The following is a 17,166-nucleotide window of genomic DNA, read 5'->3' as shown; positions in this document are numbered from 1 at the left end:
TTAACTGTTAACTAACGTTTCTAAAAAATGTATGTTTATCTCTGCAAAGCTGTTAAAGTTGTGCTTTGCTTCGTGCAGGGTATTGGCATCACCTATGCCCACGCTCGTCATGTGTGCAATGTTTGCGGCCTGTATGCCTGCAATAGAATCTTCAAATACTATCGAATCTTCAGCAGGTTTGCCCAGCAACTGTGCCGCCCTTACAAATACTTCGGGGTCGGGCTTGGCATTGGCTACATCATTGCCGTCTACAATAACATCAAAGTAATGGATGATGCCCACGCGCTCTAAAATTGGCCTTGCGTTCTTGCTTGCCGAACCTAAGGCTATACCCTGGTTATTGGCCTTAAGCCACTCCAGCACCGGCATTACACCATCGAGTATTTCATCAGCGGCCATGTTAGCTACCGAGTTCATATAGTCGTCATTTTTTTCGGCAAGCCATGCATCTTTTTCCGCCTGGCTTGCTTCTACCTGGCCTAAGCCAAGGATAATATCCAGCGAGCGGCCGCGGCTTACGCCTTTGAGCAGCTCGTTATGTTCATGCGTAAAATCGATACCCAGGCGGTTGGCAATTTTTTTCCAGGCCACGTAGTGGTACTTGGCCGTATCTACAATTACACCGTCGAGGTCGAAGATGAATGCTTTTTGTTTCATTGATTATTTTTGATTGATGTATGCTTAATTAGTCACGGTGTCGTCGTTATCTTTTACCCTGGCTACAAACAGTGCAGCAATGATAAACGACACGCCGCTTGCCATAAGTGCATAAACAGCGTTGCCGCCATAGAGGTACTTTACCATAGGCCCGCCAATAATGGCATTGATGATTTGCGGTATTACAATAAAGAAGTTGAATATACCCATATACACACCCATTTTCTTTGGTGGGATGGAGCCTGAAAGGATGGCATAGGGCGTAGCTAAAATGCTTGCCCAGGCAACGCCCACACCTACCATAGAAAGGATAAGCCAGTTAGGATTAGGCACAACGTAAATGGATAGCAGCCCGATACCACCTATTAGCAAGGCAATGAAATGGGTTTTTTTACGCCCTATTTTTTTAGCGATAAACGGAAGGAAAAGTGCCACTATAGCCGAGACACCATTATAAACACCAAAGATGATACCTACCCAGTCGCCTGCTTTTTGGTATAATGCGCTTTCGGCAGCGCTATATTCGCTAAGCTCTTTTAACGGGGTGCCATACAGGTGGTGTGCAATGGCCGGTACAGTAAATACCCACATGCCAAACAGTCCGAACCATGAAAAGAACTGCACCCAGCTGAGCTGGCGCATGGTTTGCGGCATTTTTGCAAAATCGGTAAAAATGTCTGTCAGCGAATGCTTTTCCTCAGCAGCAGGCACGTCAGCAGTTTCTGCGGCTACCTGAAAAGCAGCCATTTGTTCGGGCGTATATTCTTTTGTGGTAGCTATAGTAACCAGCACAGCCCCTACAATACATACTGCCCCGATAATGAATGATAATATAAGATGGTAAGGCACCTGCCCGGGTGTTTCGGCATGCGGCACATTAAACCAGTTTGCCAGTACATAGGGCAGCCATGAGCCTATAACCGCACCCACGCCTATAAGCACCGTTTGGGCACTAAAGCCCAGTGTACGCTGATCGGCAGGGAGCATGTCGGCAACAAGTGCACGAAAAGGCTCCATGGCAATGTTAAATGAGGCATCCATTACCATAAGGAAACCGGCACCAACGTATAACGCAGGCATAAGGGCGGTAAGTGCCCCGGCCTGTGGCATAAATACCAACCCAAGTGCAGCGAGTAATGAACCTACAAGGAAATAAGGTTTCCTGCGGCCGAAGCGTGTCCAGGTGCGGTCGCTGTAATGCCCGATGATGGGTTGTACAATGAGCCCCATGAGCGGCGGTATAATCCAAAACCAGGAAAGGGTGTGTACATCGGCCCCAAAAATCTGGAGGATGTGGCTGGCGTTTGCGTTTTGTAGTGCAAACCCCATCTGGATTCCGAGGTAACCGAAGCTCATGCCCCAGATTTCCCAGAAACCTAATTTACGCTTTTCCATTATCGTAATTTAAATTATTAACGATAAGCGCGTATGGCTTATCAAAATCTTATAAAAAAGTTTGAAGTGACTTTATAAGCTTTGATAATCAGTACAAAGATATATGTTTTTTAATACAAAAAACGTTTTAGTAAAAAATAATTCCTACGCTGCCAATAAAATTCAGTTTTTAACCTGCTGTATATTAGTGATTTGAAAAAACTACAAGGTTGTCGTAGATTTCTGTTGAGGCCCCTCCGAAACCCTCTACTTTTGAGAGACTATGCGCGATACTTACACCTGTGCCGTACTCTCCCTCAGCACCAAATGTGTTTCAACCAGTTCGGTGTGGTATTGCTCAGTTTCCTCCTCTTCGCGCTCCAGGCGCTCTATAAGCAGTTTTGCCGCACGTCCACCCATAACAACACCATTCTGGCTTACTGTGGTAATGCTCGGGCTACTGTATTGGGAGATTATACCATCGGTAAAACCGATAATAGACATGTCTTCGGGTATACGGATACCCATTTTTGCCGCCAGTTTTATGGCGGTAACGGCAAATAGCTCGTTCACTGCAAATATAGCCTCCGGTTTCTTATCCTGCAGCAATACGGCTATTTTACTGGCACAACCCTCTATATCTTCAATTTTTACAATAAGCTCGTCGTCTATCGCCAGGTCGTGGTCGCTCAGGGCATTAATGTAGCCGTCGGTACGCAGGCGGCCTACACTTACATAATCTACCGTAGTTATAAGGCCTATTTTCTTAAAGCCTTTACTTACCAGATAGTCCACCGCTTCATAGGCCGCCATCTGGTCATCTATAATTACTTTATCGCACAATACATCATTAGTAACGCGATCAAACATTACCACAGGCATACCCTGGTTAATAACCTCCTGTATGTGGTGAAAGTCCTTTTTTTGCTGGGTTTCTTTGCTGAGTGCCATGATAAAGCCATCAGTGCTGCCGGTGGCGAGCATCTCCATATTAATTACCTCTTTATCAAAACTTTCGTCACTAAGGCAAACAATTACATTATAACCCATCTCATTAGCCACCTGCTCTATGCCGCTAATTACTGTAGCAAAAAAGTGGTGCACAATTTCGGGAATAATAATGCCTATAGTCTTAGTCTTTTTGTTTTTAAGGCTCAGGGCAATGTTATTGGGTTTGTAATTGTAAAGCTTTGCAAACGCCTGTACCTTCTGGCGGGTATCTTCTCCTATTTCAGGGCTATTTCTCAGTGACTTAGACACCGTACTAATAGAAACATCGAGTTCCCGTGCAATTTGCTTTAAGGTTACCTGTCTTTTCATCGGGTTTGAAGTATATTTAGTCGATTTCGACTATAATTATTGATATCCAAATAAAGATAGTCATTATTTTTATTAATCACAATATTAAGCTGTTTTGCTGCTGCAAATTTAAAAAGTTTTCAACACGACAACGTTGTAGTAACCTTCATTTTACGAAAACGTTTTTTTGTGTCGCCAATTTAGATAATTTTAATCCCTGAAGTGATTTTATAAGCATTTAAAAACGCAAAAATAACCTAAACGACTTGTATGAAAACTATGTATCAGAAGTTATTACTTTTATTGCTGATGCTTCCCTTTGGCCTTTTGGCGCAGACCAAAACCGCCACGGGAACCGTTCGCGATAATACCACCGGGCAGCCCATACCCGGCGTGAGTGTACTTATAGTGGGCACCCAAAACGGTACATCTACCGACATGGATGGTAATTTTACCCTTTCGGCAGTTGCCGAAGGCGCCCAGATAAGCTTTAGTTTTATTGGCTTTGCCTCGCAAACGGTAACTTTTACCGGCCAGCCCATAAATATAGTACTTGCCGAAGATGCTACACAACTGCAGGAGGTAGTTGTAATAGGCTACGGTACCACTACTAAAAAAGATGTAACTGGGTCTGTTACCAGCGTTACCGCAAAAGACTTTAACAAGGGTGCCATAGTAACGGCCGAAAACCTTTTTAGCGGCAAGGTTGCGGGCGTTACTGTTAACACCAGTGGCGCGCCGGGCTCTGGCTCGCAAATACGCATAAGGGGTGGTTCGTCGCTTTTTGCATCTAACGACCCGCTTATTGTAATAGACGGGCTTCCCATCCTTTCGGACACTAACATTGGGTCTACCTCTCCGCTTGCCGCGCTTAACCCTAACGACATCGAGTCGTTTACAGTATTAAAAGATGCTTCGGCAACCGCTATTTACGGCAGCAGGGCGAGTAACGGTGTAATTATCATTACCACTAAAAAGGGCGGTAAAGACCTTAAAGTGAGCTATAACTTTAAATATGGAGCCGGTAAGCATACCGATAAAATAGACGTGTTTAGCGCCGATGAGTTTCGCACCATAATACAAAACACCAGGCCAAACGACGCGGGCTTGCTGGGTACCGCCAATACCGACTGGCAGGATGCCATATACAGGCGCACTGATTTTGTAGACAACAATCTTTCATTGAACGGCAACCTATTTGGCTTTATGCCATCACGTCTAAGCTTGGGTAATACCTACCAGGAAGGTTTAAGGCTTACCAACAAGTTTAACCGCAGTAATATTTCGTTATCATTAAACCCTTCGTTTTTTAAAGACCACCTTAAGTTTAATGTAAACGTTAATTATACTAACGAAAAAAACCGCTTTGCCGATGGTGTAGAGTATAACGCCATTCACTTTAACCCTACCCAACCTATTTTGGATGCCGATTCACCTTATGGCGGCTATTTTGAATACTACAATGCAAACGACGCTAATAACGCGCTGATTTTAGGTACACGCAACCCGGTTGCCCAGCTTATGCAAACCTACGATACGGGTAACAACAACCGTATATTTGGAAACTTCCAGACAGAATACCGTTTTCATTTTATAGACGGGCTTAAAGCAGTTGTAAACCTTGGTTATGACAGGTCTAATGGAGACAGGACTCGCCTGGTGGGTACTAATGCTGCCTCTGCGCCAAGCAACAACAGCATACCTTATGGTACTAATGAGTATAGCGAAAGAAGGATAGAGAACCAACTTTTTGACGGTTACCTTAACTACAACAAAACATTTGGCACTACGCAGCTTGATGCTACCGCAGGTTATTCTTACCAAAAATTCCAGACACGCAGCTTCTACACAGGCAACCTTAATAACCCTACGCTAGGCAGCAATTTCCCTGAAACGGATATTGATACGCCTAACGTACTAATCGGTTTCTTCGGGAGGGCAAACATTACTTTTAACCAAAAATACCTGTTTACCCTCTCGTACAGGAGGGATGGCTCATCGCGCTTTGCCGAAAATAACCGTTGGGGCAATTTCCCTGCAGCCGCTTTTGCATGGAGGGTAAGAGACGATTTCTTTGCAGAATCTAACACCGTAAGCGACCTTAAACTACGCCTGGGCTATGGCGTTACCGGCCAGCAGTCTATACCCGAAGCTAATGTGTACCTGCAGCAATACCAGATAGGTAACGGTAACAGCCAATATATGTTTGGCGGCTCACAATATCCTATCGCAGTTTCAAGGTCATACAACCCTGACATTAAATGGGAAGAAACCACTACCTACAATGCAGGTATTGACTACGGCTTGTTTAATGACCGTGTTACGGGCGCTTTAGATGTGTTTTATAAAAAGAGCGACGACCTGTTAAGCAACGTACCGGTTGCAGATGGCAGTAACTTTTCTAACTTCATCTGGCAAAATATCGGCAGCTTTACCACAAAGGGTGTAGAGTTCAGCGTTATAAGCGATGTTGTAAAAACAGAAAACTTTAGGTGGAACGTAAACTTTAACTTCACCAAATTTGAGAGAAGGATAGAAGAGCTTGCCTACAACCAGGACATCCTTTTAGGAGGCACGGGTTCCGGTACTGGAGGTACCGCCCAGATTTTAAGGGAAGGCTATACCCCCTACTCTTTTTACCTGTACAAACAATTATATGACACTGCAGGCAAGCCTGTAGAAGGCGCTTATGCCGACCTAAATGGCGACGGTGTAATAAATGGCGACGACCGGTATATTTATAAAAACCCCGATGCTGACGCTATTTTTGGCTTTGCATCAAGCATCAACTGGGGTAACCTTGATTTCTCATTTAACCTTAGGGCAAGCGTAGGAAACAGGATATATAATGCGGTTAACGCCGGCAATGCCCAGCTTGCGTTGCTAAAAGCCGATGCCGTATTGGCAAACGTACCTAAATCGGTAACCGCTACTAACTTCGTAAACACTTCTGACGTGGTGCTATCAGACTACTTCGTAGAAAACGGCTCCTTTTTAAGGATGGACAACATTACACTGGGCTACACATTCCCTAAATGGCTTGATGGAAAGGCTTCATTAAGGCTGTACGGTGGCGTGCAAAACGCATTCCTTATAACAAAATATTCAGGCCTTGACCCTGAAATTACTAACGATGGGCGCGACCAGACCATCTACCCAAGGCAAAGGCAGTACCTTTTTGGTGTTAACGTTAATTTCTAAAAAAAGCAACTATGAAAAATATTAAACTAAGCCTGATTTACCTCATGGGCCTCTTCGCACTAAACTCGTGCACGAGCGACCTTGATGTAACCCCAAAAGACGACGACATCTTTACGGCAGACAATTTTTACGCACAGCCGGGAGCTTATAAGCAGGCACTTGCAGGTGTATACGGTAACTTATCTATGACCGGAACCTCCGGTTCAGACAACTCACTACTGCAGGGTATTGATGCCGGTACCAGCCATTATGGCCGCTGCCTGTGGTACCTGCAAACCCTTACTACCGACGAGGTAATATGGAGCTATGAAAATGATGCCGGAACACGCGAACTGCAACGCAATACCTGGAATGCCGATAACCCATTGCTACTGGGTATGTACAGCCGCCTTATGGTGGAGGTAGCCATAGCAAACGAATTCCTTAAACAGTCTACACCCGAAAAAGTAAGCGCAAGGGGCATAACAGGTACCGAAGCTACAGACATAGCCCTATACCGCCAGGAGGCAAGGGTACTGCGGGCACTGGTATACTATAATATGATTGACCTTTTTGGCAAAGGCACTTTTGTTACCGAGAATGACCCTGTAAACTTTCAGGGGCCGGAATACAGCGCAAAGCAACTTTATGATTTTGTAGAGAGCGAACTTACTGAAGTACTACCCACACTTAAAGCGGCGCGTACTAACGAGTATGGCCGTGTAGACCAGGGAGTGGCTAACATGATACTTGCCAAGCTGTACCTTAATGCCGAAGTATATACCGGCACGCCTAAATATGCAGAATGTGCAGCGAAATGCAGCGAAATTATTGCAGGCGGTTATACTTTAAACACAAACTACCTCAACAACTTTACAGCCGATAACGAATTGTCTCCGGAGATGATTTTTACGCTTCAGAGCGATGGCAACGTTACCCAAAACTACGGTCCTACTACTGTTATGGTTAACGGCCAGGTAGGCTCTATTGAGCAAAACGGCCTTGATTTTGGTGTAAGCGCCGCAGCATGGAGCGGGGCTTTGAGGTTAAGGAAACAATTTGTAGAGAAATTTAACGGGCCAGAATTCCTTAATGATGCGAGGAATACCATTATAGGTGGCGACGAACGAACAATTGACATTACGGATATAGCAAACCGCGACCAGGGATATATTTTAGGTAAATATTCTAACATTTCTTCTACCGGTGTGGTAGGGCCTAACTCTACGTTTGTAAATACTGATTTTCCACTGTTTCGCCTTGCAGATGCCTACCTTATGTATGCGGAATGTGCGGTAAGGAATGCAGCCGGCACTTCTCTTACACAAGCACTTAGTTATGTTAACGCGCTGAGGATGCGTGCACACGGAGGCTCTAACGTTGGGAACATAAGCGCGTCTGAACTTTCGCCTGAGTTTATACTTGATGAGCGCGCACGCGAACTGCACTGGGAAGGCCACCGCCGCCAGGACCTTATCCGCTTTGGCAAATATACCGGTGGTAGCTACAACTGGGCCTGGAAAGGAAACGGCGCTAATGGTGTGGCCATACCCGGCCATTTCAGACTGTTCCCGCTGCCTACCGCCTCATTGGCATCAAACCCTAACTTAACTCAAAATACTGGCTATTAATATAATCCTTAAAAACTCTTAAAATGAAAAATATATTTTTATACGTATTTACTGTTGTACTTGCCGCCGGTTTCACGTCGTGCGAAGATGAGCAGGACCTGCTGTTTGTTAACCCTACAGGCAGTTTTACCATAACGTCGCCTGAATCGGGCGCTGCTGCCGTGCTTACAGCCGCAACAGCTACTAACACCGCGCTTACCGTTACCTGGGAAGATATGGACTATGAAACCGCGACCGAGGTTAATTATGTAGTGCAAATTTCTGCCGACGAAGCTTTTACCGCCCCGGTAGATGCTGCTACGACTACCTCTACCACTGCAAGCATTGTAACATCTGCCCTTAATAGTATAGCGGTTAACGCGGGCATAGCTTATGAAATGCAGGGCGTGCTGTATGTAAGGGTTAAGGCTACCGTAGGCGCACAAGGTGCTATGGAGACGTATTCTAATACTATTACATTCCTTGTAACGCCTTATGAGGCATCTATACCGGTGGTGGACCTGTACCTTGTAGGTAATGCCACAGATGCAGGCTGGAATCCTGACAACAACAATACTCCTCTTTTCAGGGATGCGGAAAACCAGAATTTGTATCACTTTACAGGCTATTTTGCTGCTGGCGAACTTAAGTTGCTTTCCCTATTAGGCTCATGGCAGCCGCAATATGGTTCAGCTGGTGACGGTATACTTGCAGTTAACGACGGTACAGGCAGCGACCCCGCAGCTATTGCTGTTGCAGCCGCGGGCTATTATGAGTTGACTGTAAACACGGAAGACATGACCTATACATTAACCCCTTATGATGCCAGCGCTGCACCGTCTTTTAATTCAGTAGGAATTATAGGAGAAGGTACACCCGGCGGATGGACTGCTGATACAGTATTAACAGCCACTGCCACTAACCCCCATATATGGCATGGTACAGACATTGCCATTACTGCTGCGGCTGTTAAATTCAGGGCAAATGCAAGCTGGGACCTACCGGGAAACTGGGGTGGAGGCACTCCTATATCGGGCATGGTTACGGTAAACGGAGGTGATTTTGTACCTGTTGTAGATGCGGGAAACTACGATGTTTGGTTTAACGACCTTGACGGACGTTACATCTTTATAGCCGTAAACTAATACACAAAATTAAAAGGGCTGCCACTAACAGCCCTTTTATAATTAAATTATAAGCATGAAAAAAGTATTATTCTTATTACTGATAGTTACCGGCTTTACAGGCTTAGCGCAGGTGTCTACCACCCCTTCCCCTGGCATACCTACAGAGGCTGTTACCCTGAATTTCGATAAAGCAGGCACACCCCTTGCAGGCTACAACGGCACTATTTACGCCCACATAGGACTTACCGTTAACGGCCAGACATGGCAAAACGTTGTAGGTACCTGGGGGGTAAACTCATCGCAGCCCGCCCTTACCCTGGTAAGTGGTACTACTTACAAACTTGACCTTACACCAAACCTGTACACTTATTTTGGCGTACCGACTACCAGCACCATTACGCAAATATGTGTAGTATTCAGGGCTGCATCGGGTGCACCGCAAAGTGCTGATTACTTTATAAACGTAGGCGCGTTTCAGGTTAGCCTTACCGCCCCTGTCGAAAACGGCACAACCATTGTTTCAAATGGTGGCAGCCTAACCGTTTCGGCTACTAACACTGGTGGGAACGCGGCTTATGAGCTTTTTTTTAACGGCACGAGCATCAACACAAATGCATCAACTGCAAGCTATAACTATACACAAACTAACATAACAGAAAGCGGCCATTATGAGCTGGTAGCTACAATGGGCACTAATGTTATTACTAAAGAGTTTGATGTCATTGTAAACCCGGGTACCATTAGCCAGGCACTGCCTGCCGGCGTGCGCGATGGTATTACCTATAATGATGCCGATAATACTAAGGCCACGCTGGTGCTTAACGCCCCGGGCAAAGACTTTGTGTATGTGGTGGGCAGCTTTAACAGCTACAGCCCTTCATCAGGCTACGCCATGAAAAAAGACCCTGCAACGGGCAAATTCTGGCTGGAGCTTACCGGGCTTACGCCAAATACAAACTATACCTACCAGTACTGGGCAGTAGACCAAACGCCTATTGCGAACACACAATCACTGGTAAAAGTGGCCGACCCATTCTCTACCCTTGTACTTTCGCCTTATGACGACCCATATATTACCAGTGCCGAATACCCTAACCTTCCTGCTTACCCGGCAGGACAGCAGTTTGAAGTTTCGGTGTTAAAAACAGGGCAACAGGCGTACAACTGGCAGGTGCCAGATTTTGTACGTCCGGCTAAGGAAAACCTTATCGTTTATGAAGCCCTTATAAGGGATTTTGGCACAGACAAAACCTGGAACGGCCTTGCCGCTAAAATTGATTATTTTAAAAACCTGCATGTAAACGCTATTGAACTTATGCCGGTTATGGAATTTGAGGGCAACATATCATGGGGTTACAACACGGCCTTCCACATGGCGCCCGATAAAGCGTATGGCACGGCAGACAGCATGAAAGCGTTTATAGACCTGTGCCACCAGAACGGCATTGCGGTAATACTGGATGTGGCGCTTAACCACGTATACGGCCGCTCTCCGCTGGCGCGCCTCTGGGCTGTTGACGGCGATGGTGACGGTTTTGGCGACCCATCTACAGAAAATCCCTATTGTAACACGGTTGCAAGGCATTCCTACAGCGTGGGCAGCGACCTTAACCACTCCAGCCTGCTCACACGATACTATGTGCAGCGCACGGTAGAAGAGTGGATGACTGAGTATAATATAGACGGTTTCCGATGGGATCTTACCAAAGGATTTACCCAAAACTGTACTGCTAATGACCAAACGTGTACTAACAACTACCAGGCAGACCGCGTGGCCATACTTAAGCAATATGCGGACTACCAGTGGGATATTGACCCAGACTTTTATGTGATATTTGAGCACCTGGGCGTGGGCGGCAGTGCTAATGAGGAAACCGAATGGGCTAACTACCGCGTGGCAGAAGGCAAAGGCGTAATGCCATGGAGTAATTTTAACCATGCTTACAACCAGCTGAGCATGGGTTATGCATCTGAAAGCAACTTTAACAACATGGATTTTGAAAACCGTGGTTTTACCGCGCCTCGTGTTATGGGATACATGGAAAGCCATGATGAGGAAAGGCTGATGCGCAAAAACATACTTTATGGTGCCGCATCGGGCAGCTATGATGTAAAAAACGTAGCTACAGGCCTTGAAAGGCAAAAAGCCATAGGTGCTGTATCGTTACTTATACCGGGGCCTAAAATGTTCTGGCAATTTGCCGAACTAGGCTATGACTATGGCATTAACTACTGCGAAAATGGGACCTATAACAACGATTGCCGCACTAACCCCAAGCCAATTCCATCTGAAATAGGATATACAACAGACCCGGCGCGTTTAGCAATTTACAACACTTGGGCAGCGCTAAACAATATGAAGCTGAACAATGCAGTGTTTAATACCAATACATTTACTATTACATCGGGCACTTTAACGCCCAGGATAGACATCTGGAACAATAACCTTAGCGAAAGCGAGCTTAAGGCGGTAGTTGTCTTGACTAACTTTAATACGACGGCACAAACGGTTACTACTAATTTTTCTATTGCGGGAAACTGGTACAACCTTATGGACAATACAACCTTTAGCGGCACAAGCGTTATGTTGCAGCCGGGAGAGTTCAGGGTATTTGGCAACCAGCCATCAAGCCTCGCTACAAACACTCCGTCCGCAGTATCCGCAGCGCTTTTCCCTAACCCGGCTACAAACCAGTTTAGCATAAACATACCGGTAGCTAAGGCTGAAGTATATGCCATAACCGGGCAGATGGTAAAAAGTTTTGGCCCTAACAGCAACGGCAACACGTATGATATAAGCAGCCTTAGCAAAGGTATTTACCTTGTAAAAATTACCGATGTGACTAACCGCCAAATCACAGTAAAACTTGTAAAAGAATAGTTTTTTGAATTAATTTAGATAGTACGCTTGAGAATGGCTCCTTTAAACGGGAGCCTTTTTATTTATTGAAATTTCCCCCCGCTATGATATATAATTTTGCTAATGCACTGAGCCTGTTCTGTATTTATGCTTCGATGGCATTTGGCTACAGCCAAAGCGCCAGTATAACCTTTAATGTAAACATGAACAGCAGAGGCGTTCTTCAAATAGGCCTTTGTTATTTATATCTTAAAGGGACTGCCTAATATAAGCTGTAGGCGTATTTTTATTATTTAAAATTTAGACACTACATGAAAAAGATACTTTTTATGCTACTCGCTTCTACACTGTTTGTAATGTGCAAAACGGCTAAGACCGGCAACACCTCAAAAACAGGCAAAATAGAAACCGAGAAGGCCAACGAACCCGCAAGCGAGAACGTTATTTATTCTGATAAGTTTAAGGCTGCCACAGCTGCCGAGACTGCCGCATTATTAAAAGAACTTAACGCCACGGCAGAGAATTATTCCGTTTTGGTGCTTACACGCAACTACAAGGGCGAGCAAATAACCGTAACCAGCAACGGCAAGCAGGTATATAAGGACTACCCTATTTCTAACAACGCCATTGGCATAGCCGAGAAGATTCGCATAGACAACACTGGCGATACCGAAATTTATGATAACCATACCAAGAAATCAATAACTATAGGAAGTACGGATGCCAAAAAGTATAAGTTTATACATGTGGCTAAAGAGCCGGCCAAAAAAGTGCCGTTTGTAATTGTGTATAGTAATAAGGTGAAGAAGCTGAAATAATTTTATATCCAAAGGCGTTAGGTTTTTAGTACTGTTGCTATTAAAAACCCACCACCATGAAAAAGTTTATCTTAATTACCTTTTTAGCTTGCTTTTCCTGTAGTAAGAAAGAGGTTTTGCCACCCGAAACCGCGGAAGAACGGGCTGAGGTAGAAGCATTCATTCGCAAAACCGACACTTTATATAAGGATTTTAAGCTGCATCTCCCGGATTATTTTGCAGACAGCCGTCATCTCTATAGTATGAGGGACAGCACCATAAAAGAATTTTTGGTCCACAACGGAATAAACCGCACGTTTTATTATGCCGATTTTGATGGCAATGGTATTGACGACATACTGGTAATGGGAGACAACCCATCAGTTTGCGGAGGCCTTCAATCTGGCGAACCCTGTATGTTTTGTTGCCTGGTAGTATTAAAATATCCTGAAAGCAAACCAAAGGTTATAAAACTGCAACGCGGCTGGAGGGGGCTATTCGTTCCGCAGGTAGTTAAGCAAAATGGCAAGCCCCTCATCCATATATTTGAACCCGCCCAATATATAATTAATACACAAATCATACCCGTACGCCGCTATACTTTAGGATATGTAAATGGTGAATTCATTGAGTACAACCCGAAACCGACGTATAATGAAATTGAAAAAATTGAATTTTATGCAGATAGTTGTTTTGGCACCTGCCCGATGTATCAATTGACTCTAAATAAAACCGGAGCATCATATTTTATAGCAAGGCACTATAATTTTAGTGATGAAATAGGCAAAGACTATAATAAAGAGGAAGGTTTTTTTAAATGCCATATAAACAAAAACGATTATGTTTCCCCTGAAAAACTCTTGAACTACATAAACGCTGAAAAGCTTAATACATATTATCAAGTATTAGGGACAGACCAGTCCACAGGCTTTTTAAAAATAACCTACAGTAACGGCAATACAAAAAAGATAGGTGATTATGGTAAAGTAGGCACTTATGGGCTTATGAAATTATATGGACTGATGGACGAAATTCGCTTTAACCAAAAGTGGGAAAAGACAACGGAAAAGCCCGGCATACGCATGGGCCTTGAAGAATGGTATGCGAAGTAATTTATCCCCCACAGCGCAGAGTGTTCTCCATAAAGATTACGGCATCTCAATTCCTTCGCAAAGACATCGCATGAAGAAGGCGACATAAATCAGTCTAAACCGACCGTGTAACAGTCGTACCCGATAGCCCCGGGCATCGCCCGGGGAAACGAATCGCCGTCGAACTATCGAATCATCAAATCAATCGAACCATCAAATCACCAAATAAACGCATAAACAAATCCACCAAAAAATCTCTATCTTTGCATCCTTCACGATGTTAAAAATCATTCCGCGATAATAATTTTTATACATATTTGAATTTCTAAGAAATAATTGTACTTTTGCATCCCCTTTATTGGGGACGGAATGTTTAATTAAAATTATTTATTGTGAACACATTAAGCTACAAAACAGTTTCAGCTAACAAGGCCACTGCCCGCAAAGAGTGGATAGTTGTTGATGCTGAAGGGCATAATCTGGGCCGTTTTGCTTCTAAAGTTGCGATGCTTTTAAGAGGTAAATACAAAACAAATTATACCCCGCACGTTGATTGTGGTGATAACGTAGTAGTTATCAACGCAGAAAAGATCAACCTTACAGGTAACAAGCTGGAGGATAAAACCTACATCCGCCACACCGGTTACCCAGGAGGGCAGCGCACTCTTACCGCTAAAGTTGTTAAGGCAAAAAACCCTTCAATCTTAGTAGAGAAAGCTGTAAAAGGAATGCTCCCTAAAAACAAATTAGGCGCAGAGCTATTCCGCAATTTAAATGTATATACAGGGCCAGACCACAAACATGCGGCACAGGCACCTAAAACCGTTAACCTAAACGACCTAAAGTAAGATGGCGACAATCCACAAAATCGGCAGGAGAAAAACTGCTGTTGCCCGTATTTACCTGACTGAAGGATCAGGACAAATTACGGTTAACAAAAAAGACATTGCAATTTATTTCCCTACCGCTACACTACAGTACAAAGTACGCCAGCCGCTTAGCATGACTAATACGGTTGACAGCTATGATGTAAAAGTAAATGTATATGGTGGTGGTATTACCGGCCAGGCTGAAGCTGTACGTATGGCAATAGCGCGCGCTATGTGCGAAATTGACGTAGAAAACAGGAGCATCCTTAAACCAGAAGGCCTGTTAACAAGGGATCCACGTATGGTAGAGCGTAAGAAATTCGGCCAGAAGAAAGCCCGTAAGAGATTCCAGTTCTCTAAACGTTAATATGTTTATGGGATATATATCCCAAACTGTTTATTATTATTATTTAAAACTGAGTTGTTGTTGCCCCACCGAGGTGAGGGGTTAGTTTAGCATCTAAATGGGCAAGGCCGTTAATTCGCCACTTACTCATTGCGCTTACTCAACAGAACGTAAACTATTACAAAAATGGCAAATAAAGTAGATGTAAAAGAATTACTGGAAGCAGGTGTACACTTTGGACACATGACCAGGAAATGGGACCCAAACATGGCTCCTTATATATACATGGAGCGTAATGGCATACACATTATCAACCTGTATAAAACCGCAGCTAAAATAGAAGAGGCTAACGAAGCCCTTAAAAAAATTGCTGCATCCGGCCGAAAAATACTTTTCGTAGCCACAAAAAAACAAGCAAAAGACATTGTGGCTGAAAAAGCAGGTGCCGCTAATATGCCATACATTACCGAGAGGTGGCCTGGTGGTATGCTTACTAACTTCATCACTATCCGTAAAGCCGTTAAAAAAATGGCTTCTATTGATAAAATGAAGAAAGACGGTACATTCATGACGCTTTCTAAGAAAGAGCGCCTTCAGGTAGATCGTCTTCGTGCTAAGCTTGAAAAAAACCTTGGCTCTATTGCTGACATGACAAGGCTTCCGGCTGCGTTATTCATCGTAGACATCAAGGCAGAACACATCGCAGTAAAAGAAGCTCAGAAATTAAACATTCCGGTTTTCGCAATGGTAGATACCAACTCCGATCCACGTGAAGTTGACTATGTTATCCCTGCAAATGATGACGCTTCTAAATCAATAGACAAAATTTTATCTTTAGTAACCGGCGCGGTTGTTGAAGGCCTTGCTGACAGGAAATCTGACAAAGATGACTTTTCAGACCTTCCGGCTGACGAAGCTGCTGAAACAATAGAAGCTGCTCCTGCAACTCCTGCTGCCGAGGCTCCCGCTGTAGAAGCTCCTGCTGCTGCAACTGAAGAATAAATTAACATTACAGTAAAGCCGTTGTGCGGGGTGATGTTTACTTTTGTGGCATTATCTGTATAACGGCTTTATATTTTTTTACAAACATCAAAAAAAACAACTTTATAATGGCAAATATTACTGCTGCAGACGTTAATAAACTACGTACCATAACTGGTGCCGGTATGATGGACTGCAAAAAAGCGCTTGTTGAAGCTGAAGGAGATTTTGACAAAGCAATTGAAAACCTACGTAAAAAAGGACAAAAAGTTGCTGCTAACCGTGCTGACCGTGAGTCTACCGAAGGTGCAGTACTAGCTGTAGTTAACGCTGACAAAACCGCAGGTGTTGTTGTATCTGTAAACTGTGAGACTGACTTTGTTGCTAAAAACGAATCTTACGTTAAGCTTGCTACAGATATTGCTAACCTTGCCCTTAACTATAACACTAAAGAAGAACTTCTTGCCGCAGACTACAACGGTATTACTGTTGAAGAAAAACTTACTGAGCAAACAGGCGTAATAGGCGAGAAAATAGAAATTGGTGCTTTTGAAAGGCTTGAGGGCGCTTTTGTAGGTTCTTATATTCACGCCGGTAACCGTATCGCTACCCTTGTTAGCCTTAGCGCTAATGTAGAAGGTGCTGAAGAGGCTGCCCGTAACGTAGCCATGCAGGCTGCGGCTATGGCCCCTATAGCCCTTAACGAAGATGGTGTTGACGCTGCTATTGTTGAAAAAGAAATAGAAATTGCTAAGGATGTACTTCGCCAGGAAGGCAAGCCTGAAGCAATGCTTGATAATATTGCAAAAGGTAAACTGGGCCGTTTCTTTAAAGACAACACCCTTGTTAACCAGGACTACATTAAAGACAACAAACTAAGCGTAAGCGCTTATGTTAAGTCGGTTGATGCCGGGCTTACTGTAACAGGCTTTAAAAGGGTTGCGCTTGCATAAGTAAAGCACACCCTGCTAAATA

At 44.2% G+C, this 17,166-nt stretch carries 13 protein-coding genes; 10 read left to right on the top strand and 3 right to left on the bottom strand.

The features are described 5' to 3' along the window. The 3 genes from pgmB to ACLI09_RS13635 form a co-directional block, all read right to left on the bottom strand. Positions 1-657 carry a beta-phosphoglucomutase gene (gene pgmB / locus ACLI09_RS13645; protein WP_411420187.1) on the bottom strand — a complete coding sequence of 219 codons (657 nt, stop codon included), beginning with the start codon at positions 655-657 and terminating at the stop codon, positions 1-3. Between the two features lie 24 nt (positions 658-681). Beyond that, complete coding sequence (locus tag ACLI09_RS13640; protein WP_411420186.1) at positions 682-2,052, bottom strand: MFS transporter; 1,371 nt, start codon at positions 2,050-2,052, stop codon at positions 682-684. 273 nt (positions 2,053-2,325) lie between these two features. Beyond that, entirely contained in the window at positions 2,326-3,351 is a 1,026-nt protein-coding gene (locus ACLI09_RS13635; RefSeq protein WP_411420185.1) for a LacI family DNA-binding transcriptional regulator, read from the bottom strand. A 249-nt stretch (positions 3,352-3,600) separates the two neighbouring features. Here ACLI09_RS13635 and ACLI09_RS13630 point away from each other — a divergent pair, with 249 nt between their 5' ends. The 10 genes from ACLI09_RS13630 to tsf all read left to right on the top strand — a co-directional run bounded on the left by ACLI09_RS13630 (position 3,601) and on the right by tsf (position 17,144). Further along, positions 3,601-6,531, top strand: a complete 2,931-nt coding sequence (locus tag ACLI09_RS13630) for a SusC/RagA family TonB-linked outer membrane protein (protein ID WP_411420184.1) — start codon at positions 3,601-3,603, stop codon at positions 6,529-6,531. Positions 6,532-6,542: 11 nt separating this feature from the next. Then, the gene (locus ACLI09_RS13625) at positions 6,543-8,141 is read left to right on the top strand and encodes a RagB/SusD family nutrient uptake outer membrane protein (protein ID WP_411420183.1); all 1,599 of its coding nucleotides are present in this window, start codon (positions 6,543-6,545) and stop codon (positions 8,139-8,141) included. 23 nt (positions 8,142-8,164) lie between these two features. Further along, entirely contained in the window at positions 8,165-9,265 is a 1,101-nt protein-coding gene (locus ACLI09_RS13620; RefSeq protein WP_411420182.1) for a SusE domain-containing protein, read from the top strand. A 55-nt stretch (positions 9,266-9,320) separates the two neighbouring features. Then, on the top strand, positions 9,321-12,128 hold the full coding sequence (locus tag ACLI09_RS13615; protein WP_411420181.1) for an alpha-amylase family glycosyl hydrolase: 2,808 nt from the start codon (positions 9,321-9,323) through the stop codon (positions 12,126-12,128). 290 nt (positions 12,129-12,418) lie between these two features. Further along, positions 12,419-12,925, top strand: coding sequence for a hypothetical protein (locus ACLI09_RS13610; protein WP_411420180.1), 507 nt, complete (start codon positions 12,419-12,421; stop codon positions 12,923-12,925). Positions 12,926-12,981: 56 nt separating this feature from the next. Further along, positions 12,982-14,016 (top strand): DUF6438 domain-containing protein, encoded by a 1,035-nt coding sequence (locus tag ACLI09_RS13605; protein WP_411420179.1) that lies wholly within the window; start codon positions 12,982-12,984, stop codon positions 14,014-14,016. A gap of 371 nt (positions 14,017-14,387) precedes the next feature. Then, a complete protein-coding gene (rplM, locus tag ACLI09_RS13600) occupies positions 14,388-14,843 on the top strand; it encodes a 50S ribosomal protein L13 (RefSeq protein WP_411420178.1) in 456 nt (151 codons plus the stop codon). Position 14,844: 1 nt separating this feature from the next. Continuing rightward, a complete protein-coding gene (gene rpsI, locus ACLI09_RS13595) occupies positions 14,845-15,231 on the top strand; it encodes a 30S ribosomal protein S9 (RefSeq protein WP_411420177.1) in 387 nt (128 codons plus the stop codon). A gap of 165 nt (positions 15,232-15,396) precedes the next feature. Beyond that, a complete protein-coding gene (gene rpsB, locus ACLI09_RS13590) occupies positions 15,397-16,212 on the top strand; it encodes a 30S ribosomal protein S2 (RefSeq protein ID WP_411420176.1) in 816 nt (271 codons plus the stop codon). A gap of 107 nt (positions 16,213-16,319) precedes the next feature. Beyond that, positions 16,320-17,144 carry a translation elongation factor Ts gene (gene tsf, locus ACLI09_RS13585; protein WP_411420175.1) on the top strand — a complete coding sequence of 275 codons (825 nt, stop codon included), beginning with the start codon at positions 16,320-16,322 and terminating at the stop codon, positions 17,142-17,144. The last annotated feature ends 22 nt before the right edge of the window (positions 17,145-17,166 follow it).

This window comes from Flavobacterium sp. RHBU_24 (genome assembly GCF_046613695.1).
In the GTDB taxonomy this organism is placed as follows: domain Bacteria; phylum Bacteroidota; class Bacteroidia; order Flavobacteriales; family Flavobacteriaceae; genus Flavobacterium.
This window is presented reverse-complemented; position numbering and strand designations above follow the sequence as displayed.